This window comes from Sediminihabitans luteus, assembly GCF_002797595.1.
Classification (GTDB): domain Bacteria; phylum Actinomycetota; class Actinomycetes; order Actinomycetales; family Cellulomonadaceae; genus Paraoerskovia; species Paraoerskovia lutea.
In genome coordinates this window covers 127,559-153,855 of record NZ_PGFE01000005.1, presented here as the reverse complement: position 1 = coordinate 153,855, position 26,297 = coordinate 127,559, and the positions used below count along the sequence as shown (strand labels likewise).

The 26,297-nt window shown below is 73.6% G+C and carries 27 protein-coding genes and 2 riboswitches; of the genes, 9 read left to right on the top strand and 18 right to left on the bottom strand.

Annotated elements, in window-relative coordinates:
* Positions 1–83 precede the first annotated feature (83 nt).
* Positions 84–728 (bottom strand): lysophospholipid acyltransferase family protein, encoded by a 645-nt coding sequence (locus tag CLV28_RS13515; RefSeq protein ID WP_100423857.1) that lies wholly within the window; start codon positions 726–728, stop codon positions 84–86.
* Between the two features lie 142 nt (positions 729–870).
* A riboswitch (SAM riboswitch) is annotated at positions 871–973 on the top strand.
* Between the two features lie 63 nt (positions 974–1,036).
* Between CLV28_RS13515 and CLV28_RS13510 the strand changes: the two genes are divergently transcribed.
* Positions 1,037–2,044 (top strand): methylenetetrahydrofolate reductase, encoded by a 1,008-nt coding sequence (locus tag CLV28_RS13510; protein WP_100423856.1) that lies wholly within the window; start codon positions 1,037–1,039, stop codon positions 2,042–2,044.
* On the top strand, positions 2,041–4,446 hold the full coding sequence (gene metE / locus CLV28_RS13505; protein ID WP_100423855.1) for a 5-methyltetrahydropteroyltriglutamate--homocysteine S-methyltransferase: 2,406 nt from the start codon (positions 2,041–2,043) through the stop codon (positions 4,444–4,446). Before CLV28_RS13510 ends, metE begins: the two co-directional genes overlap by 4 nt.
* Before the next feature lie 128 nt (positions 4,447–4,574).
* Here the strand turns inward: metE and CLV28_RS13500 are convergent, their stop codons facing one another.
* On the bottom strand, positions 4,575–5,426 hold the full coding sequence (locus CLV28_RS13500) for a hypothetical protein (RefSeq protein WP_157802650.1): 852 nt from the start codon (positions 5,424–5,426) through the stop codon (positions 4,575–4,577).
* Positions 5,427–5,711: 285 nt separating this feature from the next.
* Positions 5,712–5,945: a hypothetical protein gene (locus tag CLV28_RS13495; RefSeq protein ID WP_100423853.1), complete on the bottom strand. Its 234-nt coding sequence runs from the start codon at positions 5,943–5,945 to the stop codon at positions 5,712–5,714.
* Positions 5,946–6,235: 290 nt separating this feature from the next.
* Between CLV28_RS13495 and CLV28_RS13490 the strand changes: the two genes are divergently transcribed.
* The 4 genes from CLV28_RS13490 to CLV28_RS13475 all read left to right on the top strand — a co-directional run bounded on the left by CLV28_RS13490 (position 6,236) and on the right by CLV28_RS13475 (position 9,994).
* Entirely contained in the window at positions 6,236–6,499 is a 264-nt protein-coding gene (locus tag CLV28_RS13490) for a GlsB/YeaQ/YmgE family stress response membrane protein (protein WP_100423852.1), read from the top strand.
* Between the two features lie 86 nt (positions 6,500–6,585).
* Positions 6,586–7,542 (top strand): PhzF family phenazine biosynthesis protein, encoded by a 957-nt coding sequence (locus CLV28_RS13485; RefSeq protein ID WP_100423851.1) that lies wholly within the window; start codon positions 6,586–6,588, stop codon positions 7,540–7,542.
* Between the two features lie 110 nt (positions 7,543–7,652).
* Entirely contained in the window at positions 7,653–8,993 is a 1,341-nt protein-coding gene (locus tag CLV28_RS13480) for an MFS transporter (protein WP_100423850.1), read from the top strand.
* Positions 8,990–9,994: an LLM class flavin-dependent oxidoreductase gene (locus tag CLV28_RS13475; protein ID WP_239073173.1), complete on the top strand. Its 1,005-nt coding sequence runs from the start codon at positions 8,990–8,992 to the stop codon at positions 9,992–9,994. Before CLV28_RS13480 ends, CLV28_RS13475 begins: the two co-directional genes overlap by 4 nt.
* 51 nt (positions 9,995–10,045) lie before the next feature.
* Here the strand turns inward: CLV28_RS13475 and CLV28_RS13470 are convergent, their stop codons facing one another.
* Positions 10,046–10,600, bottom strand: a complete 555-nt coding sequence (locus CLV28_RS13470) for a hypothetical protein (protein WP_100423912.1) — start codon at positions 10,598–10,600, stop codon at positions 10,046–10,048.
* A 100-nt stretch (positions 10,601–10,700) separates the two neighbouring features.
* Between CLV28_RS13470 and CLV28_RS13465 the strand changes: the two genes are divergently transcribed.
* Positions 10,701–11,279 (top strand): P-loop NTPase family protein, encoded by a 579-nt coding sequence (locus CLV28_RS13465; RefSeq protein WP_239073172.1) that lies wholly within the window; start codon positions 10,701–10,703, stop codon positions 11,277–11,279.
* Positions 11,280–11,454: 175 nt separating this feature from the next.
* Here CLV28_RS13465 and CLV28_RS13460 read toward each other — a convergent pair whose 3' ends face one another.
* The 9 genes from CLV28_RS13460 to CLV28_RS13420 form a co-directional block, all read right to left on the bottom strand.
* On the bottom strand, positions 11,455–12,033 hold the full coding sequence (locus tag CLV28_RS13460; protein WP_100423849.1) for a DUF4190 domain-containing protein: 579 nt from the start codon (positions 12,031–12,033) through the stop codon (positions 11,455–11,457).
* Entirely contained in the window at positions 12,030–12,500 is a 471-nt protein-coding gene (locus tag CLV28_RS13455; RefSeq protein WP_100423848.1) for a (deoxy)nucleoside triphosphate pyrophosphohydrolase, read from the bottom strand. The genes CLV28_RS13460 and CLV28_RS13455 overlap by 4 nt, the downstream gene beginning before the upstream one ends.
* A gap of 122 nt (positions 12,501–12,622) precedes the next feature.
* A complete protein-coding gene (locus CLV28_RS13450; RefSeq protein ID WP_100423847.1) occupies positions 12,623–12,862 on the bottom strand; it encodes a LuxR C-terminal-related transcriptional regulator in 240 nt (79 codons plus the stop codon).
* Positions 12,863–13,157: 295 nt separating this feature from the next.
* Positions 13,158–13,532 (bottom strand): glycine cleavage system protein GcvH, encoded by a 375-nt coding sequence (gene gcvH / locus CLV28_RS13445; protein ID WP_100423846.1) that lies wholly within the window; start codon positions 13,530–13,532, stop codon positions 13,158–13,160.
* A gap of 112 nt (positions 13,533–13,644) precedes the next feature.
* Positions 13,645–14,802 (bottom strand): glycine cleavage system aminomethyltransferase GcvT, encoded by a 1,158-nt coding sequence (gene gcvT, locus CLV28_RS13440; RefSeq protein ID WP_100423845.1) that lies wholly within the window; start codon positions 14,800–14,802, stop codon positions 13,645–13,647.
* Positions 14,803–14,904: 102 nt separating this feature from the next.
* The gene (gcvP, locus tag CLV28_RS13435) at positions 14,905–17,856 is read right to left on the bottom strand and encodes an aminomethyl-transferring glycine dehydrogenase (protein ID WP_100423844.1); all 2,952 of its coding nucleotides are present in this window, start codon (positions 17,854–17,856) and stop codon (positions 14,905–14,907) included.
* A 211-nt stretch (positions 17,857–18,067) separates the two neighbouring features.
* A riboswitch (glycine riboswitch) is annotated at positions 18,068–18,162 on the bottom strand.
* Between the two features lie 66 nt (positions 18,163–18,228).
* Positions 18,229–18,642 (bottom strand): DUF4190 domain-containing protein, encoded by a 414-nt coding sequence (locus tag CLV28_RS13430; protein ID WP_100423843.1) that lies wholly within the window; start codon positions 18,640–18,642, stop codon positions 18,229–18,231.
* Between the two features lie 30 nt (positions 18,643–18,672).
* Entirely contained in the window at positions 18,673–19,104 is a 432-nt protein-coding gene (locus CLV28_RS13425) for a DUF4190 domain-containing protein (RefSeq protein WP_100423842.1), read from the bottom strand.
* Between the two features lie 66 nt (positions 19,105–19,170).
* A complete protein-coding gene (locus tag CLV28_RS13420; protein WP_100423841.1) occupies positions 19,171–20,076 on the bottom strand; it encodes a LysR family transcriptional regulator in 906 nt (301 codons plus the stop codon).
* Between the two features lie 301 nt (positions 20,077–20,377).
* Between CLV28_RS13420 and CLV28_RS15875 the strand changes: the two genes are divergently transcribed.
* A complete protein-coding gene (locus tag CLV28_RS15875) occupies positions 20,378–21,001 on the top strand; it encodes a CBU_0592 family membrane protein (protein ID WP_203968139.1) in 624 nt (207 codons plus the stop codon).
* A gap of 129 nt (positions 21,002–21,130) precedes the next feature.
* Here the strand turns inward: CLV28_RS15875 and CLV28_RS13410 are convergent, their stop codons facing one another.
* The 5 genes from CLV28_RS13410 to CLV28_RS13390 form a co-directional block, all read right to left on the bottom strand.
* Positions 21,131–22,399 carry a pyridoxal phosphate-dependent aminotransferase gene (locus CLV28_RS13410; protein ID WP_100423840.1) on the bottom strand — a complete coding sequence of 423 codons (1,269 nt, stop codon included), beginning with the start codon at positions 22,397–22,399 and terminating at the stop codon, positions 21,131–21,133.
* A 1-nt stretch (position 22,400) separates the two neighbouring features.
* Positions 22,401–23,177, bottom strand: coding sequence for a GAF and ANTAR domain-containing protein (locus CLV28_RS13405; protein ID WP_239073171.1), 777 nt, complete (start codon positions 23,175–23,177; stop codon positions 22,401–22,403).
* 74 nt (positions 23,178–23,251) lie between these two features.
* Positions 23,252–23,971, bottom strand: a complete 720-nt coding sequence (locus CLV28_RS13400; protein ID WP_157802649.1) for a PAS and ANTAR domain-containing protein — start codon at positions 23,969–23,971, stop codon at positions 23,252–23,254.
* Positions 23,972–24,117: 146 nt separating this feature from the next.
* A complete protein-coding gene (locus tag CLV28_RS13395; protein WP_100423838.1) occupies positions 24,118–24,879 on the bottom strand; it encodes an ANTAR domain-containing protein in 762 nt (253 codons plus the stop codon).
* Between the two features lie 95 nt (positions 24,880–24,974).
* Entirely contained in the window at positions 24,975–25,589 is a 615-nt protein-coding gene (locus CLV28_RS13390; RefSeq protein ID WP_100423837.1) for a PAS and ANTAR domain-containing protein, read from the bottom strand.
* A 302-nt stretch (positions 25,590–25,891) separates the two neighbouring features.
* Here CLV28_RS13390 and CLV28_RS13385 point away from each other — a divergent pair, with 302 nt between their 5' ends.
* The gene (locus CLV28_RS13385; RefSeq protein ID WP_100423836.1) at positions 25,892–26,266 is read left to right on the top strand and encodes an SHOCT domain-containing protein; all 375 of its coding nucleotides are present in this window, start codon (positions 25,892–25,894) and stop codon (positions 26,264–26,266) included.
* The last annotated feature ends 31 nt before the right edge of the window (positions 26,267–26,297 follow it).

Genomic DNA, 26,297 nt, shown 5'->3' with positions numbered 1-26,297 from the left:
GGACGTGACGCTCGACGCGGGACACGGCGTGTGGCGGACGCCGCGGGGCCGGGCTCCGGCACGGCGGACGCCGCGGGGCGGGCTCAGTCCGCGAGCGCCTGGCCGCTCATCGCGTGGATGCGGGTCATGACCTCGTCGGTGAGCTCGCGGCGCGCCTGGGCCGGCTTGGTGCCCGTGGTGATCTGCCGCGACGGGTCGATGGGCGCGCCGAACGAGACCTGCACGCGGTGGATGCGCGGGAGGCGCTTGCCGACGGGCTGGACCTTGTCGGTGCCGCGCACCGCGACGGGGACGACGGTCGCGTGCCCCGCGAGCGCGAGCCAGGCGACGCCCGTGTGGCCCTTGTGCAGCTTGCCGTCGCGCGAGCGCGTGCCCTCGGGGTAGATGCCGAACGCGCCGCCGCGGTTGAGCACCTCGAGGGCGTCCTCGAGCGAGCGCTGCCCGGCGCGCGGGTCGTCGCGCTGCACGGGGATGTGCCCGAGCGTGGTGAAGAACCAGCGGCTCACGCGGCCCTTGATCCCGGTGCCGGTGAAGTACTCGGCCTTGGCGAGGAACGTGACGTGCCGGGGGGCGACGATCGGGATGATGAGCGAGTCGACGAACGAGATGTGGTTGCTCGCGAGGATCACCGGGCCGGTGCGCGGGATGTTGCGGAGCCCCGTGACCTGCGGGCGCAGGAACGCGTACGCCAGCAGCGACAGCAGCAGCTTGAGGACCCGGTACGTCATCGCACCATTGTGCACCGGACCTTCACATGCCCTGCGCGGGTCGTTGGCGGACGGGGCGCCGCGTCGGTGGCCCCGAGCCGCCACGGTCCCACTCCTCGGGACGGGCTTGGCCCGGATGCTGGGCGCGCCTACGATCGAGGCCAAGCCATCCAGAGCGGTCGAGAGTCCTGGCTCGTCGACACCGCAGCAACCCCCCAACGGAAGCCTCCCGCGGGAACGGGTGCTACAGCCAGGTCCGATGGAGAGACCATGTACTCAGAGGCATCCCTTCCGCGCACCCCTGGTGCCGTCCGTCCGGCGCGCGCCCGATGAGCGTCGCCGACGTCGTCGCCGCGGGCGTCGCACGCACCCGACCCACGATCTCGTTCGAGCTCATGCCCCCGCGCAACCCGGCGGCGGCCCCGAAGTTCTGGGACACCGCGAGCCGTCTCGTCGCCGCGCGCCCCGACTTCATCTCGGTCACCTACGGCGCGGCCGGCAACGACCGCGACACCGCGCGGACCGTCGTCGGGCACCTGATCAAGTCGACGCCCGTGCTGCCCATCGCGCACCTGACCTGCGTGGGGGCGTCGCGCGACGACGTCTCCGAGGTCATCTCCGACTTCCTCGACGAAGGCGTGCGGAGCTTCCTCGCGCTGCGCGGCGACCCGCCCAAGGACCAGCCCGACTGGCTCCCGGCCGAGGGGTCGGTCGCCTCGTCGATCGAGCTCGTCGACCTGCTGCGCGAGGTCGAGGCGCACCGCTGCGCGGCGAGCGCGAGCACGGCCCTGCGCGGCGCGGCCCGCCCCCTGACGATCTGCGTCGCGACGTTCCCCGACGGCAACCGCGACGCGGGCACGACGCGCGCGCAGGAGGTGACCCGCCTGCTGGAGAAGCAGCACGCGGGCGCCGACTTCGCGATCACCCAGCTGTTCTACGAGGCCTCCTCGTACACCGACTTCGTGACGGAGGCCCGTGATGCGGGCGTCACGATCCCGATCCTCGCGGGGATCCTGCCCATGACCGAACCGCGTCGCCTGCACCGCGTCGAGGAGCTCACCGGGGTGCCCGCACCCCGGGAGGTCGTCGCCGCGCTCGAGGCGGCGCCCGACGACGACGCACGGCACGCGCTCGGCATCGACCGCACCGTCGCGCTCGCCCAGGAGGTCCTCGACGCCGGCGCGCCGGGGCTCCACGTCTACACGTTCAACAAGTACCAAGCAGCACTCGACCTGCTCGAGGGTGTCCACCTCGGCGGCGGGACTCGCGTCCCGGACCTGGCCAGCGGGCCGTGGGTCAGTGGTTCGACCACCACGACCGAAGGACACATCGCATGACCACCACGACCACCCCCACGCCCTTCGCAGGCGGCACCGTGCTCGGCTACCCCCGCATCGGGCGTCGCCGCGAGCTCAAGAAGGCCGTCGAGGCCTTCTGGGCCGGCACGACGTCGGCCGACGAGCTCGAGGCGACGGCCGCGCAGATCCGCCTCGCGACCCTGCGCCGCCTCGTCGAGCTCGGCCTCGACCCGACCGACGGCTCGGTGCCCGGGTCGTTCTCGTACTACGACCAGGTCCTCGACGCCTCGGCCCTCCTCGGCGCCGTGCCCACGCGCTTCGCGTCCCTCGTCGGGGCGGACGACGCCCCCGCGGGCGACGCCCTCTCGCTCGCCGGGTACTTCACGGTCGCCCGCGGCCAGGGCGACCGCGCACCGCTCGAGATGACCAAGTGGTTCGACACCAACTACCACTACCTCGTGCCCGAGATCGGCCCGGACACCGCGTTCTCGCTCGCGTCCGACCGCGTCGTGCGCGAGTTCGTCGAGGCCCGCGACGCGGGCGTCGTGACCCGGCCCGTCGTCGTCGGCCCCGTGACCTACCTGCTGCTGGCCAAGGCCGCGGACGACGCACCGGCGGGCTTCTCGCCGCTGAGCCGGCTCGAGGACGTCGTGCCGGTCTACGTCGAGCTGCTGCGCCGCCTGGCCGCCGAGGGCGCGCCGTGGGTCCAGCTCGACGAGCCGATCCTCACGAGCGACTCGATCGACGTGCCCGTCGCCGAGGCCCTCGCCGCCGTGACGACCGCGTACGGGGCGCTCACCACGGCGCCGGTCGGCGCGGGCCGCCCCGCGATCCTCGTCGCGACGCCGTTCGGCGGCCTCGCGACGCAGGACGCGGACGCGCTCTCGACCCTCGCCGCGACCGACGTCGAGGGCGTTGCGCTCGACCTGGTCAAGGGCTCCCTGCCGGACGCCGCCACGTACCCGGGCCTCGCCGGCAAGACCGTCGTGGCGGGCGTGGTCGACGGGCACAACGTGTGGCGCGCCGACCTCGCCGCGAAGCTCGACGTGCTCGACGGCCTGGCCGCGCTCGGCGCCGGGGCGCTCGCGGTGGGCACCTCGACCTCGCTCCAGCACGTGCCGCACGACGTCGACGACGAGACGTACGCCGCGACGTCCGCCGAGGCCTCGGGCACGACGCTCGACCCGCGCCTGCGCGAGTGGCTCGCGTTCGCCGACCAGAAGGTCGTCGAGGTCGCCACGCTCGCGCGCGGGCTCGCGCAGGGCCGCGCCGCGGTCACCGCCGAGGTCGACGCCGCCACCGCGGCCGTCACGTCCCGGGCCACGGCCGCGGGCGTCGTCGTCCCGGCGGTGCGCGAGCGCGCCGCGGCACTGACCGAGGCCGACTTCACGCGTGCCGCGTACGCCGAGCGGGCCGCCGCGCAGCAGGCCGCGCTCGACCTGCCGCCGCTGCCGACCACGACGATCGGCTCGTTCCCGCAGACGCCCGAGATCCGCCGGGCGCGCGCCCTCAACGCGCGCGGGGCGCTCGCCGACGCGGACTACGCGCAGCAGATGCAGGACGAGATCCGCCGCGTCGTCGCGCTCCAGGAGGAGATCGGCCTCGACGTGCTCGTGCACGGCGAGCCCGAGCGCAACGACATGGTGCAGTACTTCGCGGAGCTGCTCGACGGCTTCGCGGTGACCGCGAACGGCTGGGTGCAGTCGTACGGCTCGCGGTGCGTGCGCCCGCCGATCCTGTGGGGCGACGTCGCGCGGCCCGCACCCATGACGGTCGAGTGGTCGGCGTTCACCGCGTCGCTCACCGACAAGCCCGTCAAGGGCATGCTCACCGGGCCCGTCACGATCCTCGCGTGGTCGTTCGTGCGCGACGACCAGCCGCTCGGCGACACCGCCAACCAGGTCGGCCTCGCGCTGCGCGACGAGCTCGCCGACCTCGAGGCCGCCGGCATCGGGATCATCCAGGTCGACGAGCCCGCGCTGCGCGAGCTCCTGCCGCTGCGCCAGGCCGACCACGCCGCGTACCTCGACTGGTCGGTGCGCTCGTTCCGGCTCGCGACCTCGGGCGTGCGCACCGAGACGCAGGTGCACACGCACCTGTGCTACTCGGAGTTCGGCGAGGTCATCGGCGCGATCGACGGGCTCGACGCCGACGTGACGTCGGTCGAGGCCGCCCGCTCGCGCATGGAGATCGTGCCCGAGCTGCGCGACGCCGGGTACTCGCGCGGGATCGGCCCGGGCGTGTACGACATCCACAGCCCGCGCGTGCCGTCGGTCGAGGAGCAGACCGAGCTGCTCGCGCTCGCGGTCGGGTCGATCGACCCGCGCGTGGTGTGGGCGAACCCGGACTGCGGCCTCAAGACGCGCCGCTACGAGGAGACCGTGCCGTCGCTCGAGAACCTCGTCGCCGCGACGCGAGCCGTGCGCGCGACGCTCGCGTGATCCGTTGAGGCGCGCCTTTGCGCCGAGATAGAACTGAGCGGCCGAGATAGAGGTCTGAGACCTCTATCTCGGCCGCTCACGTCTATCTCGCGGGCGTCGCCGTCACCGCCATCGCGCGAGCCCTGCCGTCACTGCGGCGGTTCGAACACCTCTGGGTGGTCCGCGACGTACTCCCGGGCCGCCTCGCGCACCGTGACCAGCTCGGCGGCGACCGCGGCCAGGTCGTCGTCGTACTTCTCGACGACCTGGGCCTGCTCGTCCGCGAAGACCTGCGCGACCGTCTCGGTGAACCGGGTCTCCTGCTTGCAGGCGACGTACGTGACGGCGAGGCCGATCTGCTCCTCGTCGATCACGTTCTCGTCCGCCCCGACCACGAAGGTCTCCGGGTCGGGCTCGAGCCCTTCCCGTCGCAGGCAGTCGTCGAGCTCGGCGCGCGCCGCGACGACGGCCTCCGAGGTGCGCGCGCGCTCGTCGGCCGCCCCGAACTCCGCGAGCCACGGGCCGGGTCCGCTCGGCAGCCGGAAGGCCTTCTGGCCCGGCGCGTCGTAGCACTCCAGCACGGCCTCCTGGTCGGCCGCGCTCATCGCATCGTTGACCTCCAGGACCTGAGCGAGCGCTGCCGGGTCCCCCGGCACGCCGTAGTCCTCCGGCACGACGCCGCCCTCGCGCAGGTCGGCGTCCGACAGCGTCGGCGAGACGAACCCGAACTTCTCCGCCTGCCAGGTCGTCCACGGCCCGAACAGGCCCTCGGAGCGGTAGATCTCGTTCTCGATGGGCGCGGGCGCCATGAAGCTGATGCCCGCCTCGCGGGCGCACCCGACCGCCATCGCCTGGGACGCGGAGGCCAGAAGGCCCGAGTCGGTCCGCTGAGGGATGTACTCGTCGATCGGCAGGCGGATCTCTCCGCGCTCCTCGTCGAGCACCACGACCCCCGCGGCGCCCGACGGGGCGTCGTCGGGCGCACACCCGGCGAGAGTCACGAGCAGAGCGCCTGCCCCCACGGCCACCGCACGACGACGAACGTTCACGCATCCCCCTGAGCTCTCCCCGGGGGGACCGCCCCCCTGGCTCGCGCACCGTAGCGACGGGCGACCGGGGATCAGCACGGCGTCCGCATGGCGGATGTCCCGCGCGTGCGGTCGACGCACGGCCGTCGGGGTTCAACGCACGGACGTCAGCGCGCGGAGCGCGTCTGCGTCAGGGTTCCGCGCGCAGCGGCGTCGCGCTCAGCGCTCGGCCGCGTCAGGACCCAACCGGGTCAGCGCTCAGCGCGAGCGCAGCGACATCGGGATGAGGTACGCGAGCGTGCAGGCGATCAGCCCGCCGCCGAACAGCCCGGCACCCGCGCCGAAGCTGTCCTTGGTCGCGCCCTCGCCCATGAGCCAGAAGCCGGCGAGCAGGAGCACCGAGGTGATGACGAACAGCACGACGCCCGAGACGCCCTGGTTCTGGTCCTCGGGCGCCTCGGTCGGGCGGCCCTGCGTCGTGTCGGTGCTCATGGTTCCTCCGGGAAAGTCTTGGGGCGGCCTTCGGCCGCTCGTCACACGGTACCCGCAGAGCCTGCACGACTCCCACTCGCGTCCGCGCGCGACGTCCGACCCGGGCCCGGCGACGTCCGACGTCGTGCGAGGCCGGGCCCGCCATAGCCAGCCCTTCGCGGTCTCGCACGCCGGGAGGCCCGGAATTCCGCCGTCGCGCTCGTCACACCTGTTCAGGGTGCGAGCAAACCCCCGCACTGGAATGGTCCTTCTTGAGCAACCCTCAGATACACGACGAAACGGAGCACACCATGGGATTCCTCGCATTCGTCATTCTCGGCCTCATCGCCGGCCTCATCGCCCGGGCCATCCTGCCGGGCAAGCAGACCGGCAGCCTTCTCGTCACGCTCCTCCTCGGCGTCCTGGGCGCGTTCCTGGGCGGCTGGATCGGCTCGCAGCTCTTCGGCGGCGGCCTGGAGGAGTTCTTCGACATCAAGACCTGGCTGCTCGCGATCCTCGGCTCGGTCATCGTGCTCGGCGTCTACGGCGCGATCCGCCACCGCTCGCACGCCTGACGTCCTGCCGACCACGGGGTCGTGCACACGGTTCACCTCGAACCCTGTGCACGACCCCGTGGTCGTTCCCGCCGTAGCCTGACGTCATGAGCCAGGTCCCGTTCCGCCAGGTCGACGTCTTCACCGCGGTCCCGTACGCGGGCAACCCCGTCGCGGTCGTGCTCGACGCGACCTCGATGTCGGACGACGCGATGGCGGCCTTCGCGCGGTGGACGAACCTCTCCGAGACGACGTTCGTCCTGCCGCCCACGCCCGGCACGCGCGCCGACTACCGCGTGCGGATCTTCACACCCGGCGGCGAGCTCCCGTTCGCCGGCCACCCGACGCTCGGCACCTGCCACGCCTGGCTCGAGGCCGGGGGCGTCCCCGCCACGCAGGGGGCGGACGGCGCGGGCGTCGTCGTGCAGGAGTGCGGCGTCGGTCTCGTGCAGGTCCGCCGGGACGACGCCGGACGCCTGGCCTTCGCGGCCCCGACCCCCACGACCGACGAGCCCGTCGACGACGCGACGCTCGCCTCGATCGTGGCCGGTCTCGGGATCGACGCCGCGGACGTCGTCGACCACCGGTTCGTCGACAACGGGCCCGGGTGGCGCAGCGTGCTGCTGCGCTCGGCCGAGCAGGTGCTCGCGCTCGCGCCCGACATGACGCGGCTGGGCGTGCCGGTCGGGGTCGTCGGACCATACGGCTCGGGGGCTGCGGGCACGGTCGCTGGGAGCGCGGGGACTGGGAACGCGGGGGCTGCGGGGACGGTGGCCGGGGACACGGTGGCCGGGTCGACCACCACCGGCCCGGGCGGCGCCGCGTTCGAGGTGCGCGCGTTCGTGCCCGACCTCGGCGTGCCCGAGGACCCGGTCACGGGGAGCCTCAACGCCGTGCTCGCGCAGTGGCTGATCCCCGCAGGGCGCGCCCCGCACCGGTACGTCGCGAACCAGGGCACGGCGCTCGGGCGGGCCGGGCGCGTCGCGATCGAGAACGTCGACGGCCAGGTCTGGGTCGGCGGCGACACCGTGACGTGCGTCGAGGGCACGGTCCGCACGGCCTGACCCCGCGCCGTCCGCCCCGCGCCGTCCGACCTCACGCGACCCCGCGCCGTCCGGCCTCACGCGACCCCGCGCCGTCCGACCACGCGAATCGATTCGATAGACTCGGGCACATGACCCCCTCCTCGACCGTCGCCCGGGCGCGCTGGTCCCTCCTCGTGCTGTTCGCGGTGATGGGGCTCACGTTCTCGAGCTGGCTCACGCGACTGCCGTCGATCCGCGAGGACCTCGACGTCACCTCCACGCAGCTCGGGAGCCTGCTGATCGTCGGCGCTGTCGGCTCGCTCGCCGCGGTGATCGTCACGGGCGCGGTCGTGAGCCGGTTCGGCAGCCGCACCGTGCTGTACGTGACCGCGGTCGGCAACATGGTCGGGTTCGGGATCCTCGCGCTCGGCGTCGCGACCGGCTCCGTCGAGCTCTTCGCGGTCGGCGCGTTCCTCAACGGCGTGTGCGGGGCGGCGTCGAACATCCCGATCAACCTCAACGGGGCGATCATCGAGCAGCGCGTGGGCCGCGCGATCCTGCCGCACTTCCACGCCGCGTTCTCGATCGGCGCCGCGCTCGGCACGCTCGTCGGCGCCTGGTTCTCGGCCGCGCACGTCTCCGCGAGCGCCCACATCCTGATCGTCGCGGTCGTCGTCGGCGTCGTCCGGCTCGCGCTGATCGGGCCCGCGTCGGCCCTGCAGCCCCCGACGATCGGCGGGCGCTCCGCGCACGTCGACGGCACGCCCCGCCCGCGCGGCGCCGCGGTGCGCAGCGCGCTGAGCGCGTGGACCGAGCGCCGCACGGTGCTGATCGGGCTCGTGATCCTCGCCGGCTCGCTCTCGGAGGGCTCGGCGGGCAACTGGCTGAGCATCTCGGTCGTCGACGGGTTCGACCAGAAGGAGGCCGTGGGTTCGCTCGCCTACGGGACGTTCATCGTCGCGATGACGGTGTTCCGCATGGCCGGCACGCGGGTCATCGACCGGTACGGGCGCGTCACGGTGCTGCGCGCGTCCGCGGTCTCGTCGCTCGTCGGCCTGCTCGCGTTCGGGCTCTCGCCGAGCATCGTGCTCGCCTGGGTCGGGATCGTGCTGTGGGGCTTCGGGGCCGCGCTCGGCAACCCGATCGCGATCGCCGCGGCCTCGGACGACCCGACGCGCGCCGCGGCCCGCGTGTCCGTCGTGACGTCGTTCAGCTCGATGGCGCAGCTCAGCGCTCCCCCGCTGCTCGGCCTGCTGGCCGACGGGATCGGTGCGCGGCACGCCCTGCTCACGATCTGCGCCGCGACCGTGCTGAGCTTCGTGCTCGCGGGCCAGGTCGCGCCTCTGCGCACCAAGAGCGCCCCGACCGACGTCGACGACGCCCAGGCCGGCCCCGGCGCACCCGCCGACCCGCCGCTCGACCCGATCGTCGCGGACGTCACGCCCGACGGGGGAAGCACGACGGCCGGCGGGACGTTGTCGCGAGGGTGACCCTCTCCAGCACCTCCCGCGTCCCCCTGTCCGTGCTCGACCTCGCTCCCGTGGGCACGGGACAGACGTCGTCCGACGCGCTCGCCGCCTCGACGCTCCTCGCGCAGGCCGCGGACGACGCCGGGTACGCGCGGTTCTGGGTCGCCGAGCACCACAACATGGCCGCGGTCGCCTCGACCACGCCGCCCGTGCTCATCGCGCACCTGGCCGCGCGCACCGAGCGCATCAGCGTCGGGTCGGGCGGCGTGATGCTGCCCAACCACGCGCCGCTCGTGGTCGCCGAGCAGTTCGCGATGCTCGAGGCCCTGCACCCGGGACGCATCGACCTCGGCATCGGTCGCGCACCCGGCACCGACCCGCGCACGGCCGCGGCGCTGCGCCGCAGCACCGACACGCTCGGCGTCGAGGAGTTCCCGCAGCACCTGCTCGAGCTGCGCGACGAGCTCTCGCCCACCCCCCAGGGCACGTTCCGCGGGACGCCGCACGCGACGTCCGCCCCCCGGATGTGGCTGCTCGGGTCGTCGCCGTACTCCGCGCAGGTGGCCGCCGCGCTGAGCCTGCCGTACGTGTACGCGCACCACTTCAACACCGGGATCACGGTCGACGCGGTGCAGGCCTACCGCGCGGCGTTCCGCCCGAGCGAGGCCATGCCGGCGCCGCACGTCATGGTCAGCGCGTCGGCGATCGTCGCCGAGACGCGCGAGGAGGCCGAGTTCCTCGCCGGACCGTCGCGGGTCATGGCGCTCGCGCTGCGCACGGGGCGCGGGTTCGGCCCGATCGTGACGCCCGAGGCCGCCGCCTCGCGGGGCTTCACGGCCGAGGAGAAGCTCCTGCTCGAGCACCTGCCCGGCACCCAGGTGGTCGGGACCGCGGACGACGCCGTCGCCTACCTCGACCGGCTCGTCGACGAGACCGGGGCCGACGAGGTCATGGTCACGGGCACCGCGCACGCGGTCGAGACCCGCATCGACACGCTGCGCCGCCTCGCCGCGGCCTGGTAGCCCCACCGCCGAACGCGCGATCCGTCACGGAAATCTCGCGAAACGCGTGACTCATGGCGCGTTCGGCGGTGGAACAGCGGCGCGGGCCCGGCGCGGCCACACCGTGTAGCTGATCGCCCAGAGCACGTCGATCACGAGCACCACGAGCGCGAGCGACACCGCGCTCTGGAGCGCCTCGGTGCGCTCGGCGTCGCGCACCCAGGCGGTCATCGCCCCGACGATCGCCGCCGCGACGGCCGCCGCGAGCATCGTGCGCAGCACGTCGGTCCAGCACTTGACCGCGTAGGCGCGACCGTCGAGACGCACGGGCGCGGGTCCGCCGTCGAACCGGTGCGCGAACCGCACGTCGGCCCAGCGGATCATCGCGTGCCCGTACGCGACCGAGACGCCGATGTAGAGCGCCGCGAGGCCGTGCGCGAACGTCGCGGTCGCGCCCCGCGACAGGTCGACCGTGACCGCGACCAGCAGCACGACGTCGACGAGCGGCGCGAGCGCGAGCAGCACCGCACCCAGGCGTCGGCGGCGCAGCGGGTACCGGGCGACGAGCCCCGCGAGGATCGCGACCCAGAATCCGATCTCGCACGCGACGATCAGCCCGAGCACCATGTGCACCCCCTGCACCCGCCGCGCACGCGACGTCGTCGGGCCGCGCGACCGTCGCACTCCCCCTCGTCGAACGTAGCACCGTGTCCGCTATGTTCTCCGGGTGACCCCACCACCCGTCCTCGGCCCGGACGACGACGTCGTGGCCGCCGTCGGGCGCGTGCCGCGCCGCATCACGGTCGCGGGCGTCGCGGGAGCGGGCAAGTCGACCTGGAGCGCGCGCATCGGTGCGGCGCTCGACCTGCCGTACACCGACGTCGACGGGCTGTTCCACGGCCCCGGGTGGACGCCGCGCCCCGAGTTCGTCGACGACGTCACCGCGCTCGTCGCGCAGGACCGCTGGGTCGCCGAGTACAACTTCGGCGCCGCACGGCCGCTGCTGCTGGGTCGCGCCGAGGTGCTGCTCTGGCTCGACCTGCCGACCTGGCGCACGATGCGCCAGGTCACCGCCCGCACGTGGCGACGCTGGCGCACGCACGAGGTGCTGTGGAACGGCAACGTCGAGCCGCGGTTCTTCTCGACCCTGCGCGCCGAGGAGAACATCGTCGTCTGGTCCTGGACCAAGCGCCGCTCGCTGCGCACCCTGCCGGACGACGTCGCCGCGGTCGCGCCGCACGTGGTCGTGGTCCGGGTCAGGTCGCACGCGCAGGCCGAGCGGTGGCTCGCGCGACTCACGGGCTGAGAGCTCCCGCCGACCGCCCACCGCCCCGAACGCCCAACGCCCAACGCCCGGACACCCACCGTCCGAACGCCCACCGCCGAACGTGCGATCTGTCCTCGATTCTGCGCGAAAACCGTGACGGATCGCGCGGTCGGCCGTGGGTTCGGACCGCGGTGGGTGCGGTCGCGGCGGGCAGCTAGACGAAGGCGATGATCAGACCGAAGATCACGATGCCGACGGCGCCGAGGATCACGCCTGCGAGCGCACGACCACGCGCGGCGCGCCCTGTCACGAGGGACACGACGCCGAGGACGAGGCCGACGATCGCGAGGATCACGCCGATCAGCGGGATCCAGCTGAGCGTCACGCCCAGGATCCCGAGCACGAGCGCCGACGTCCCGAGACCCGTCGGCGGGGCCGCGCGGTATGCGCCGTACTGGGCCGAGCCATGGCCGGCCGGGTACTGCTGGTTCGGGTACTGCTGGTTCGGGTACTGCTGGACGGGATACTTCTGCCCGGAGTAGCTCTGCCCCGGGTACTGCTGGTTCGGGTACTGCTGGTCTTGGTACTGCCCCGGGTACTGCTGGGCTGGGTACGGCGTGGCCGGCGGGTACTGCACAGGATTCTGGGGGTTCGGGTACGACTGCCCCGGATACTGCTGGTGCGGGTACTGCTGGTTCGGGTACGACTGACCCTGGGAGGGCTGCCCCGGGTACTGCTCGGGCGGCGGCGTCGGCTCGGGCTTCTTCGCGTACGGGTCGTACGGCTCGCTCATGGCTGGCTCCTGGGGGTGCGGCGTGCGGGGCTGGGGACGCTCAGGTGCGCGGTGCTCAGGTGCGCGGTGAGCGCCTCGACGATCGGCACGTCGGCGTCGAGCCACGGGACGTCGAACCATCGTCCCACCGGGAGCCAGCGCACGGCGTCGTGCGCGTCGAGCGTCACGGGGGTCCCCCGGGTGATGCGCGCGAGCCAGAGCCGCATGTCGTGCCGGTCGGTGATGGGCCAGGCGCCGCCGTCGGGGGCGGGGATCTCGGCGCCGAGCTCGACCGCGACGTCAAGCTCCTCGCGCAGCTCGCGGTGCAGCGCGTCGACCGGGTCCTCGTCGGGCTCGACCTTGCCGCCGGGGAACTCCCACCGACCCGCGAGGGCCGGGGGCGCCGTCCGACGCGCGGCGAGGAGTGTCGTGGGGGTGTGCAGGTCGTCGACGATCGCGGCGGCCACGACGAGGCGTCGCGGGCTCATGCTGGTCCGCCGCTGATCCGGACGGTCCTCGTGCTCGCGTGCCTGCGCCTCATGCCCGCATGGTGCCACGCGCGTGTGTCGCGAGCGTGTCGTGCGTGCTGCCGGGCGTGCGGACCGCCGGGTCAGCGCAGCCCGGCACCCTCGGCCCAGCGGACGGCCTCGGCACGCGTCGAGACGCCGAGCTTGCGGTACAGGCTGCGCACCTGGGACTTGACGGTGTTGCGCGTGACGAACAGCTTGGTCGCGATCTGCTCGAGGGTGACGTCCTCGGACAGGTTCGACAGCACGACGCGCTCGCGGCGCGTCAGGGGTGCTCCCAGGGTGGGTGCGGTGGCCGGGCGGCTCAGCTCGACGGTGCTCATGGCTCCTCCAGACGTCTCCGGGCCCCCGCGTCGTTCGCGAGCTTCTTCACCCGGCGTTGTGCCTACACGAGAAGGGACGACCGTGACCCTGGTTCATGACGCGATACTCCACGTCGAATTCACATCCGTCTCACATCCCGGGACGCACTCCGAGATTTCCCAGTGTCCTCGCGGTTCCGGGGGTTGTCGCGCTGTGGATGACGGATGTCATGGGAACTGGTCGAACAGGACATGAACGACAAAGGGCCGGCACGGTCACCCGTGCCGGCCCTCCACGCCTCGGCGCGCCCGCGGGTCAGGCCCCGACGAACGCCTCGTACTCGGCAGCGGTCAGCACCGGGCCCACCTCGGTCACGTCGACCTTGACGAGCCAGCCGTCGCCGTACGGGTCGTTGCCGACCGTCTCGGGCGAGTCCACGGCCGCCTGGTTGACCTCGACGACGGTGCCCGTGACGGGCGAGTAGAGCTCCGAGACCGACTTGGTCGATTCGATCTCGCCGAACACCTCGCCCGCGGTGACGGCCGTGCCGACCTCGGGCAGCTCGAGGTACACGAGGTCGCCGAGCGCCTCGGCGGCGTTCGCGGTGATCCCGACGACGGCGGGCGACGAGCCGTCCAGCCACTCGTGCTCGTTGGTGTACTGCAGGTTCTCGGGGAACGCGTTGGACATCGGTGGCTCCAGGGTCAGCAGGGGTGGGGGCGGGCTCGCGGGCGGGGTGCCACCGAGCCTAGGGCGGACGGCGCGTGCCGTCCTGCGCGTCGGGCGCGCAGCAGGGTCGGGGTCAGGTGCGCGTGTAGAAGGGGAGGGCGACGACGACGAACGGCTCGCGGCGACCGCGCACGTCGACCTCGACCTGGGTGCCCTCGGCCGAGATCTCGGGCGTCACGTACGCCATCGCGATCGGGTACCCGAGCGTCGGCGAGGGCACGCCCGAGGTCACGCGACCGAGGGGGAACTCCATGCCGGGCACGAGCACGTCGTAGCCCGCACGGGCCGGACGACGGCCCGCGCCGCGCAGCCCGACGAGCACGCGCGCCGGGTCGCTGGCCTTGCGCGCCTCGAGCGCGGCACGCCCGACGAAGGGCAGCGGGGCGCCGTCCGCGTCGGTCTTGTCGAGCTTGACGACCCGGCCGAGCCCGGCCGCATACGGCGTGAGGGTCGCGTCGAGCTCGTGGCCGTACAGCGGCATCCCGGCCTCGAGGCGCAGGCTGTCGCGCGCGCTCAGGCCCGCGGGCACGAGCCCGAGCGGGGTGCCCGCGGCGAGCACCGCGCGCCACAGGGCGGGCGCCTGCGCGGCGTCGACGAACAGCTCGAAGCCGTCCTCGCCCGTGTAGCCGGTGCGCGCGACGAACGCGTCGATCCCGGCGACGGACGCCGGGGCGCCCGCGTAGTACTTCATGTCGCGGACGGCGGGGACGTCGTCCGCGGCCGTGAGGCCCACGACGATCTCGGCGGCGCGCGGGCCCTGGACGGCGACCAGCGCGGTCTCGGCGGCCTGGTCGGTCACGGTCGCGTCGAAGCCCTCGGCGCGCGCGTCGAGCTCGCGCGTCACGAGCGGGGCGTTGCCGGCGTTCGCGACGACCATGAACACGTCGTCGGCCTTGCGGTAGACGACGAGGTCGTCGAGCACCGAGCCGTCCTCGGCGCAGATCATCGTGTACCGGGCGCGGCCCGGCGTCACCGCGGTCAGGTTCCCCACGAGCGCGTGGTCGAGCGCGGCGGCGGCCTGCGGCCCCGACACCTCGATCTCGCCCATGTGGGACAGGTCGAACAGGCCCGCGGCCGCGCGCACCGCGGTGTGCTCGGCGATGTCGGAGCCGTAGCGCAGCGGCATCTGCCACCCGCCGAAGCTCGTGAGCGCGGCGCCGAGGGCGACGTGCTCGTCGTGCAGGGGGCTGAGGCGGTCCTGGGCGTCGGTGCCCTCGGTCGTGTCGGTCATGAGGTCATCCTCTCGGGTCTGCGAGCGTCACGTCCCGGCCCCGCGCGGGGGCGCTGAAAGGGCCGGGACGTGACGCTCGGGCGGAGCGGGCGGGCGGGCAGGTCAGGCGTCGACGTCCTCGTACTCGCTCAGCGGCGGGCACGCGCACACGAGGTTGCGGTCGCCGTGCGCGCCGTCGATCCGCCGCACGGGCGGCCAGTACTTGCCCGCGCGCAGCGACGGCACGGGGAACCCGGCGAGCTCGCGCGGGTACTTCTTGTCCCAGTCGTCCGCCATGACCGACGCCGCGGTGTGCGGCGCGTTGCGCAGCGGCGACTCCTCGACGCTCCAGCGGCCCTGCGCGACCGCGTCGATCTCCTCGCGGATCGCCGCCATGGCCGTCACGAACCGCTCGAGCTCGCCGAGGTCCTCCGACTCGGTCGGCTCGACCATGAGCGTTCCCGCGACCGGGAAGCTCAGCGTGGGCGCGTGGAACCCGTAGTCCTGCAGGCGCTTGGCGACGTCCTCGGCCGTGACGCCCGTCGCGGCCGTGAGCGGCCGCAGGTCGAGGATGCACTCGTGCGCGACCAGCCCGGCGGGGCCCGTGTAGAGCACCGGGAAGTAGGGCGCGATGCGCCGCGCGAGGTAGTTCGCCGCGAGGATCGCGGTCTCGGACGCCGCGCGCAGCCCGTCCGGGCCCATGAGCGCGACGTACGCGTACGAGATCGGCAGGATCCCGGCCGAGCCGTAGGGTGCGGCGGCCACGGGCGTCCCGGCCGCGGACGACGTCCCCGCGGTCCCGGCGCCGGCGACCGGCGAGGCGGGCAGGAACGGCACGAGGTGCTCGGCCACCGCGACCGGGCCCACGCCGGGGCCGCCGCCGCCGTGCGGGATGCAGAACGTCTTGTGCAGGTTCAGGTGCGACACGTCGCCGCCGAACTCGCCCGGGCGCGCGAGCCCGACGAGCGCGTTGAGGTTCGCGCCGTCGATGTAGACCTGCCCGCCCGCGGCGTGCACGAGGTCGCACACCTCGCGCACGTGCTCCTCGAACACGCCGTGCGTCGACGGGTACGTGATCATGATCGCGGCGACCGTCGCGGCGTGCTTGTCGAGCTTGGCGCGCAGGTCGTCGAGCAGGATCTCGCCGTCGTCGGCCGTCGCGACGACCACGACGCGCAGCCCCGCGAGCGCCGCCGACGCCGCGTTGGTGCCGTGCGCCGAGGCCGGGATGAGCACGACGTCGCGCTCCTGCTCGCCGTTGGCGCGGTGGTAGTCGCGGATCGCGAGCAGGCCCGCGAACTCGCCCTGCGAGCCGGCGTTCGGCTGCACCGAGACGCCCGCGTAGCCCGTGATCTCGGCGAGCGACGCCTCGAGCGACTCGATGAGCTCGCGGTAGCCCGCGGCCTGGTCGGCGGGCACGTACGGGTGGACGTCGGCGAACTCGGGCCACGAGATCGACTCCATCTCGACCGTCGCGTTGAGCTTCATGGTGCACGAGCCCAGCGGGATCATGGTGCGGTCGAGCGCGAGGTCCTTGTCGGAGAGCCTGCGCAGGTAGCGCAGCATCGCGGTCTCGGAGCGGTGCTGCGAGAACACCGGGTGGGTGAGGTACTCGCTCGTGCGGCGCAGCTCTGCGGGGAGTGCCGCCGTGGCGTCGACGCCCTTCGCATCCGGCGTCCCCGCCCCGGATCCGGGAGTGACGCCGAAGGCTCCGAGGACCGCGGCCAGGGTGTCCGGGGTCGTCGTCTCGTCGCACGCGACCTGGACGTGGTCGGCGTCGGGCGCGTACACGTTGATCCCGGCGTCGGACGCCGCGGCGACGACCTGCGCCGCACGGCCCGGGACGACGGTGCGCACGGTGTCGAAGAAGACGTCGTGCTCGACCTCGACGCCGCCCGCGCGCAGCGCGTCGGCGAGCGTCGCGGCGTGCCCGTGCACGCGCTCGGCGATCGCCCGGATCCCGCGGGGCCCGTGGTAGACGGCGTACATCGACGCGACGATCGCGAGCAGCGCCTGCGCGGTGCAGATGTTCGACGTCGCCTTCTCGCGGCGGATGTGCTGCTCGCGGGTCTGCAGCGCGAGCCGGTACGCGACGTCGCCGTCGGCGTCGACCGAGACGCCCACGAGGCGGCCGGGCAGCATGCGCTCGAGGCCCTTGCGCACGCTCATGAACGCGGCGTGCGGCCCGCCGTAGAACAGGGGCACGCCGAACCGCTGGGCCGAGCCGACGGCGACGTCGGCGCCGATCTCCCCGGGGGGCGTCACGAGCGCGAGCGCGAGCAGGTCGGACGCGACCGTGACCAGCGCGCCGGCCTCCTTGGCCTCGGCGATCAGGCCGCGCAGGTCCGCGACGCGACCCGACGCCCCGACCTGCTGCGCGACGACGCCGACGAGCGGCCCCGCGTCGTCCGACACCTGGGAGGTCACGGCGGCCAGGCCCGCGTCGAGCGACGCGACGACGACGGGCAGCCCCGCGGCTTCGGCGCGGCCCTGCGCGACCGCGAGGGTCTGCGGGAACAGGTCGGCGTCGAGGACGACGTAGCCGGACTTCGCGCGCGAGGCGCGCCACATGAGGGCGACGGCCTCGGCGACCGCGGTCGCCTCGTCGAGCAGCGACGCGCCCGCGACCTCGAGGCCCGTGAGGTCGGCGACGGCCGTCTGGAAGTTGAGGAGCGCCTCGAGGCGGCCCTGCGAGATCTCCGGCTGGTACGGCGTGTACGCGGTGTACCAGGCGGGCGACTCGAGCACGTTGCGGCGGATCACGGGGGGCGTGATCGTGCCGTAGTACCCCTGCCCGATCATCTGCGTCTTGACCGTGTTGCGCGACGCGACGTCGCGCAGGTGCGCGAGCACCTCGGTCTCGGTGCGTGCGGCCGGCAGGTCGAGCGGGCGGTCGGTGCGGATCGAGGCCGGGACGGCCGCGTCGATCAGCGCGTCGAGCGTCGCGTAGCCGAGCTCGTCGAGCATGCGCTGCGTGTCGCCGTCGGGGCGCTGCTCCGAGACGGTCCGCACGCCGCGCGGGCCGAGGTGGCGGAAGGCGAAGTGCTCACGGTCGAACGCGGGGTTCTGGGTCACGAGGGTCTCCGGGCGATCGGGTCGAGGACCGACCCCTGGTGGGGTCGACCTGGCCCTCCCCGCTCTGTCATCGGACGCGTCGCGTCGACCTGAGAGTTTTGCCGGTCCGCAGTCTCCGTCGCCCGGGGGCGGCGGACGGCGCGCGCCGACTTGCACCGTCGGTGGGCCCGCGTCGCACCGGGGTGCGTCGTGGACCGCTTTTCAGAGTTGCCTCGCCGTGACGGTACGGGGGCCTGAGAGATTCCCGGGGAGGGTTTGCTCCTTCGGCGCCGGCACCGGGGTGCCGAGCTCTCCCGTCACGGTTCGAGCAGCGTTCCCCTCCATGATACGCGGGCCGCGCCGGGGCGCGGCCCGCGTATCACCGGGAGCGGATCAGCCGCAGGTGTACGTCACGCCGTCGACGTAGTGGGTCCCCTGGCCGAGGTCGGCGCAGGTCGAGGCGAGGTGCAGGACGGCCGCGATCGTGATCGCGGTGAGGGCGACGACCACGACCGTCCCGATCGCGCCGATGATCGTGCCCGCGAGCGCGAAGCCCGTGGGCTCGTTGGCCTTGCGGGACTTCACGAGCGCGATGACGCTCACCACGAGTCCGACCACCGTGAGCGGGCCGAGCAGCGAGAGCACGAAGCCCACGATGCTGAGCGTGCGGTGCTTCGGCTCGTCGTAGTAGCCGACGTAGCCCGCCGGCGGCGCCGGGGTGGCGGCCGGTGCGGAGGGGTGCGTCGGCTGGTCGTACGGCGTCGGCTGGCCGGACGGCGTGGGCTTCTCGGGCGGCGTTGCGCTCACGGTGTGCTCCTCGTTCGGGTGCGGTGCGGGTCAGCCCTGGCAGGAGTAGTCGACGCCGTCCATCGTGAACGTCCCGTACGGGTCGTCGAGGCAGGTCTGGAACGCCTCGTAGAAGACCGTGAAGAACAGGATCGTCCCGATGATGATCAGCACCGTGAGCACCGCACCGATGATGATGCCCGCGAGCGCGAGACCGTTCTTCTGGCCGGCCTTCTTGGACTGCACGAGCGCGACGATGCTGAGGATCATGCCGATGAGCGGCATGACGAACGCGAGCACGAAGCCCACGATGCCCAGCGTGCGGCCAGGTCGCGTCGCGGGGGCCGCGGGGTACCCGGGCTGCTGCGCGTACTGCGGCGCCTGGGGCGCGGCGTACTGGGGTGCCTGGGGGGCCTGGTCCTTGGGCGCGGTCTCGTACGGGTTCGGCGTGCTCATGAGGTCTCCCTGGGTGGCGGCGGGCACGTCGCCCTGCTCTGAACAGCGAAGACTAGCTGGTCGAGCCCAGATCCGGAATGCCCGTACCAGAACTCACCAGAGCTCGAGCTCGGCGGCGACCGCGAGCATCTCCTCGAGCACCGCGGACGTCGCCGGGCCGGGTTCGCGCCGGTTCGCGCGGTGCCGGGCGACGAGCCGGCGCGAGCCCAGGCCGGGCAGCCGCACGACCTCTACCCCGTCGGGCACGTCGCCCTGGAGCGCGAGCGCGGGCAGCAGCGCGACGCCCTGGCCGGCGGCGACGAGCGCGAGCGCGACGTCGAAGTCGTAGTAGCTGTGCCGCGTGGGCAGCGCGGTGCCGAGCTGGGCGCCCACCCGGGCGAGCGCCCGGGCCGCGGCGGTGCTGCGCTCGGGGCCGAGCCAGGCGGTGTCGCGGAGCTCGTCGAGCTGGGTGGGCGTGGGGAAGGCGGTCGGGGTCACGAGCCGCCAGGGCTCGTCGAGCAGGATCACCTCGTGCTGGCCGCGGGGCGGCGTCGCGTCGGCGTCCTCGTCCTGCTCGAGCAGCACGAGGTCGAAGTCGCCCGCACGCAGACCGCGCAGCGCGTCGACGGGTTCGGCCTCCTCGACCACGAGCTCGATGCCGGGGTACTTCTCGGGCAGCGCGCCGAGCACGGGCGCGACGACCGCACGGATCGCGGTCTGCACGGAACCGACCACGACCCGGCCCGAGACGTCCTCGCTCATGGTCGCGAGCACCTTGCGCGCCTCGACGAGCTCGGACTCGATGCGCTCGGCGGCCTCCGCGAGCACGCGCCCGGCAGGGGTCAGCGTGACGCCGCGCGGCCCGCGGTCGAGCACCTGCACGCCCTCCTCGGCCTCGAGCCGCTGGATCTGCTGCGAGACCGCGGAGGCCGTGACCCGCAGCACGTCGGCCGCGGCGAGCACGCCTCCCGTGCGGTAGACCGCGAGCAGGAACGCGAGTCGTCGCGGGTCGGTCGCCATGCCCCGATCGTAGGGCGCACCAGGTCTCGACCCGTCGACCGCCACGGGTCACCTCCCGGCGGCGGGAGGGGCAAGCGACGACCACGGGCGGGGGCCCCGTCGCCGCGTCCCGGTCATGTCTGCGACGAGCGAAAGTCATGTAGCCCTACTTAATGCCGGGTGCAGAGTTGTTCGATTGCGCTGAAGCCAGATCGTGTCTCAGAATGGTCACAGCGCCGGACGGCTCCCCCGGATTCCTCCCCCTGCGGGGGCCGGCGCACCCCCTTCCCCCACCCGCGTTCGTCATGCTCGGAGATCATTCATGTCCGCACTTCTCGCCCAGACCCTCGTGGTCCTCGGCTGGGTCAGCGCCGTCGCCGGCGCCGGTGCCTACCTGCTCGCCTCGCGCGGCACGTGGGATGCGAAGTCGGTGCGGTTCCAGGTGACGAATCTGACCGCGGCGAGCCTCATGGTCGTCGTCGCCTCGGCCAACGGCCTGTGGCCCTCGGTCGCGGCGAACTTCGTGTGGGTCGTGATCGGCACGCAGTCCCTCGTGGGCATCGCCCGCTCGCGTCGCGCCGCGGCCCGCAGCGCCGCGCAGGTCATCGCGGACGCCGCCCCGGCCGACGCCGCCGCCGCGGTCGCCGACGCCGAGCAGGTGCTCGCCCACGCGGTGCTCGCCGAGGCCGCACGCCCGTCGTCCGACCTCGTGGTCCAGGTGCCCATCGTCGACGCCGCGCACCGCCTCGCCGTGGGCGACGACGTCGCGCTGCCGACCACTCTCACGGGCGAGGTCCCCGTGGTCGCCACCCAGGAGAGCAGCGGGACCGAGCTCGCCGACGGCCACGCCGAGTCGACGGGCACTCAGCAGGACGACCTACAGCGTGCGGACCTTCAGCAGGCAGGCCTGCAGCGGGGCGCGACGCGAGAACCCGTCGCCGCCTGACCGCGCGGCGCCGCGATCCAGCAGTTCAACGATCCGGCGGCTCAGCGATCCAGCGGCTCGACGTCTCGACGGCTCAGGGGCTCAAAGGCTCAAGGACTCAGCGGCTCAGGGATTCAGCGGCTCAGGGATTCAGCGACCCTGCGCCGCCTGCCAGGCCACGATCCGGTCGACCGCCTCGGCCACGACCTCGGGCGCGGCGGCGAACGACAGCCGCACCCACCGGTCGCCGTGCACGCCGTCGAAGTCGGTCCCGGGCGTGATCGCGACGCCCGCCTCGGCGAGCAGGCGCGCGCAGTACTCGACCGACCCGAGACCGAAGGCCGACACGTCGCCGTAGAGGTAGAACGCGCCGTCCGCGGGCGCGACGGGCGACCACCCGAGGTCGTCGACCCGGTCGAGCAGCAGCGCGCGCGAGACGGCGTACCGCTCGACGTTGGTGCGCGCGGCGGCCATGCCCTCGTCCGAGAACGCCGCGACGCCCGCGTGCTGCGCGAGCGCGGGCGGGCACAGCGCGACGTTGCCGGCGAGCGCGTCGACGGGCGCGACGAGGTCCTCGGGCAGCACGAGCCAGCCGAGCCGCCACCCCGTCATGGCCCAGTACTTCGAGAACGAGCTCACGACGACGGCCCCGTCGTCGAGGTGCGCGGCGGCGGTCGCCGCCCCGGCCCCCGCGGGCAGCCCGGCAGGCCCGGCAGCACCACCAGCACCAGCACCAGCACCAGCACCAGCACCAGCACCAGCACCAGCAGCCTCGTCAGCACCCGTGCCGTACGTGATCCCGTGGTAGATCTCGTCGCTCACGAGCCGCACGTCGTGGTCGGCGCACCACCCGGCGATCTCGCGGAGCTCGCGCGCGCCGACCATCGTGCCGGTCGGGTTGGCGGGAGACGCGAGCACGAGCCCGTCGAGGCCGCCGTCGTAGTAGGCCTCCATGAGCCGCGAGACGGTCGGCTGGTAGCGCTCGTCCGGCCCGCAGTCGAGCTCGACGACCTCGCACCCGAGCGCCTCGAGGATGTTCTTGTACGCGGGGTACCCGGGGCGGGCGAGCGCGACGCGGTCCCCGACGTCGAACGCTGCGAGGAACGCGAGCACGAACCCGCCCGACGAGCCCGTCGTCACGGCGACGCGGGCCGGGTCGACGTCGACCCCGTACCAGCGGCCGTAGTGCGCGGCGATCGCGGCACGCAGCGCCGGGACGCCCATGGCCTCGGTGTACCCGAGGTCGCCCGTGCGCAGCGCGTCGACCGCGGCCTCACGCACGACCTCGCTCGCACCCGCACCGGGCTCGCCCGCGCACAGGTTGAGCACGTCCTCGCCCGCGGCGCGGCGCGCGTTCGCGGCCGCGAGGATCTGCATGACGGCGAACGGGGCGACCTCGGCCCGGCGGGACACCTTCATGTCAGGGCCGGTGCCCGGGCAGGCCGGGCACGGTGCGCTCGTCGACGACGCGGCGCGCGATCTCGGCGAGCTTGACGTTGCCGTCCTGCGAGAGCCGGCTGAGCACCGAGAACGCCTGCGCGGCCGAGACCCCGTAACGCTCCATCATGATGCCCTGCGCCTGCCCGATGATCGTGCGGGTCTGCACCGCCGAGCTGAGCTGCTCCTCGGTGCGCGCCGCGTCGAGCGCGGCGGCGGCCACGGCCGCGAACGTGGTCGCGAGCGGGTAGACGTCCTCGCTGAACGCTCCCGGCTCGGTGCCGTAGAGGTTGAGCGCGCCGTGCCTGGCGTCGGTCGTGAAGAGCTGGACGCACAGCATCGAGCGCACGCCCAGCTCGTCGACGACGCGCGAGCCCCACCGGGCCCAGCGCGGGTCGTCGGAGAGGTCGGGCGTCGCGACGACCTCGGCACGGCGGATCGCGTCGAGGCACGGACCCTCGTCGAGCTCGTACTGGAGCTGGTCGCCGCGCGCCGCGACCCCGTCGCTCGCGGCGGGCGTCTCGATGGACCCGCGGCGCACGACGAGCGAGACGCCGGCCGACGCGCAGCCGTCGATCATCGCGACCGCGAGCTCGACCGTGCGGTCGAGCGTCTGCTGGAGGCTCGGCTCGTCCGCGAGCGCGCGCACCGAGCGCGCGAGCACGCCGTGCAGGCCGAGGTCGTCGGTCTGCTCGGCGGTCCGCTCGGCCGCGCGCGAGCGCTCCGCGACGTCGAGCTCGTCGGTCATCTCGTCGGTCATGGTCCCTCCTCCGGCACAGCACGATGGTACGGCGCGATGCGCGCCGGCGTGCGTGCCGTAGGGGGTGGGACGGGTCAGTCGAAGCGCCGCACGAGCTGCGCGTTGCGGGGGCGACGACGGTCCGTCGCCGAGAGTCCCGTGAGCACGCCGTCGACCACGTCGGACGCCGCGTCGCCGAGCCCCGGCCCCGCGTCGAGCGCCTCGACGAGCCGGGCCGCGACGTCGTGCACGCGCAGACCGGCACGGCTCGACTGGAGCACGAGCTTGTCGGCCGCGGCCTCCTCGTCGATCCCGTAGACGGCCATGAGCACGCCCTTGGCGCGTTCGATCGTGACGCGCTCCTCGGCGAGCGCGGCCACGGCCCGCTCGACGTCGCGGTCGACGAGGTCCCGCTGGGCCGAGGTCTGGTCGACCACGTACCCGACGAGCTCGACGACGACGCCCTTGGCGTCCCGCCGGCCCTGTCCCGTGACGGTCACGGTGCGGGTGCGACCGTGCGCGTCGACGATCCGGTGCAGGCAGCTGAACGGCTTGCCGGTGCGGCGCGAGCGCGAGATCTCGCGGGCCAGCGTGCCGCGGTCGTCCTGGTGCTTGGCCGCGGCGAGCACCGCGGACGTCGGCTCGACCGACCCCGGGGCCAGGCCGTGCATCGCGTAGAGCTCGTCGGACCACCACCAGGTGTCGGACGTGAGGTCGACGCGGTACTGGCCGATCGGCAGGGCACGCCCGCCGCCCAGCGCTTCTTCGATGGTGGCACCCCAGGGGGCGGGGGTGCGTGCAGACTCGGTGGCCATGAACATCCTCCGGACACAAGATCGTTCGGGGCCTCTTCTCGACTCCGCTCGTCACCGTAATCGCTTCGTGACCTGAGCGCGACCGATGGTCTCAGGGAGTGACCAGCCCCCGACGGACCCCCGACGAGCCACCCACGAGGCGCCCGTCAGACGCCGGGAGACCCGAACACCGTCCGCCGGGCGACGACGTCGGCGGCGACGTCGGCGACCGCGACCCCCTCGGTGAACGCCCGGGCGCGCAGCACCGCGACCGCGTCCGTGATCGGCACGCCGAGCTGTGCGACGACCATCCCGGTCGCCTGGTGGACGCGCGCGCGCTCCTGCCAGTCACGCCCGCCCGTGTGGTCGGACGTCGCGCGCGACCTCCGCAGGAGCGTGACCCCGACCTCGTCGACCGCGGACTGGACCTCGCCCACCGCGTCGGCGAGCCGCGTGCGCCGCGTCCACAGGCTCAGCACGCCGTACGTCCAGCCGCCCACGTGCAGCGGGAAGGTGAACAGGCGCACGTCCCCCACGGCGGCGCGCGCGACGGGCCAGAACGTGGGCCACCGGCGGGCCGCGGGTTCGAGAGCCCCGTCGAGCCCGGTCCCGTCGGGCACGGTCCCGTCGAGCGCGGTCCCCTCGGCCGCGACGTCGGCGAGCACGGCCTCGGCGGGCTGGGCGAGCGCGTAGGCGTCGTGGACCGGGCCCTCGCCGACGCGCTCCTGCACCTCGGCGAGCAGCGCTGCGGTGAGGTCGGTCGAGGTGCGCACGGCGGCGTTCGCGGACGGGCCGAACGCGATCGAGCCGCCGTCGGCCGCGAGGACGTCGACGCACACGCGACAGGCACGGTCGAACGAGTCCTCGCCCGCCACCTGGCGTGCCAGCCCGCGTTCGAGCCGGCTCACCAGCTCTGTCGTCTCGCCCATCAGCCTCGCCTCGTTCCGCCGTCCGCCCAGTCTCACAGGATGGCGCGGACTCGCACGGCAGGACACCCGTGGGAGCGAAGGTCAGAGGATGAACTTCAGCGCGCGGCGGGCGACCCCAGCAGCGCCTCGACCCGCACGGCGACAGGCCCACCCTGCGCGGCGGCCTCCACGACCTGCCGCGCGAGCTCGCGCAGCCGCACGTTGAGCGTGTTCGACGCGCTGCGCAGCACCTCGAAGGCGTCGTCGCCGTCGCACGCGCGCAGCACCATGATCACGCCCTTGGCCTGCTCGATCCGGGCCGCGCCCTCGCGGAAGTTCGCGAGCGTCGTCGCGACCTCGTGCTGCGTCACCGAGCTCTGCGGCCCGTCGACGTCGACGAGGTAGCCCTCGACGCGCGCGCCGCCCGGGTCGTCCGGTCCGGTCGCGCGACCCACCGAGACGACGTACCGGGACTCGCCGCGCACGTCGACGACGCGGTGCCAGTGCGCGTACTCCCCCGGCCCGCGGCGCAGGCGGTCGAGCAGCTCGGCCCAGGACTCGCGGTCCTCGGGGTGCTTGTGGTGCGCGATCAACGAGGTCGTGGGGACGACCTCGCCCGGGGCGAACCCGTAGATCGTGAACATGTCGTCGGACCAGCGGATGTCGCCGGTCGTGAGGTCCCAGGAGTACCACCCGACGAGCGGGTCGCGATCCGTGCGGGGTGCGTCCATGTGTGGTCCGTCCTGCGTCTGCGCACCGAGGACCGTGGTCTCGATCCGAGGGAGAACGCTACCGCCCGGTGGCACCCCCGGGGAATCCCGCTCCGACGGGCCGGCGGGCGGGGATCCGTGTGATGCCGGGCGAATCTTCGGTACGGACGGTGCATACCGGATGAACAGGCACGGCGCGCCGGGCCTGGCGTTGACCCCGGCCCCGGGTACCCGTTCAATGTCGAGTGCGCGGCGCGTCTCAGCCGCCTGCGGACGCCGGATCCGGCCGAGGCAGCACAACGACACGAAGGACCTGCACCCTCATGAGCTTCCTGGACTTCTTCTGGCTGATCGTCATCTCGTTCGCGTTCATCGCGTACCTGCTGGTGCTCTTCCAGATCATCGGCGACCTGTTCCGCGACCGCGAGCTCTCGGGCTGGTGGAAGGCCGTCTGGATCATCTTCCTCTTCGTGCTGCCCTTCCTCTCGGCGCTCGTCTACCTGATCGCCCGCGGCCGCGGCATGGCGCAGCGTCAGATCGCCGCCGTCGAGCAGGCGAAGTCGGAGACCAACGACTACATCCGCTCGGTCGCCTCGGCCTCGCCGGCCGACCAGATCGCCCAGGCCAAGCAGCTCCTCGACTCGGGCGCCATCTCGGAGGCCGAGTTCCAGGTCCTCAAGGCCAAGGCGCTCAACTGATCGCACGACGCCCCGCGCACGCCCGCGGGCG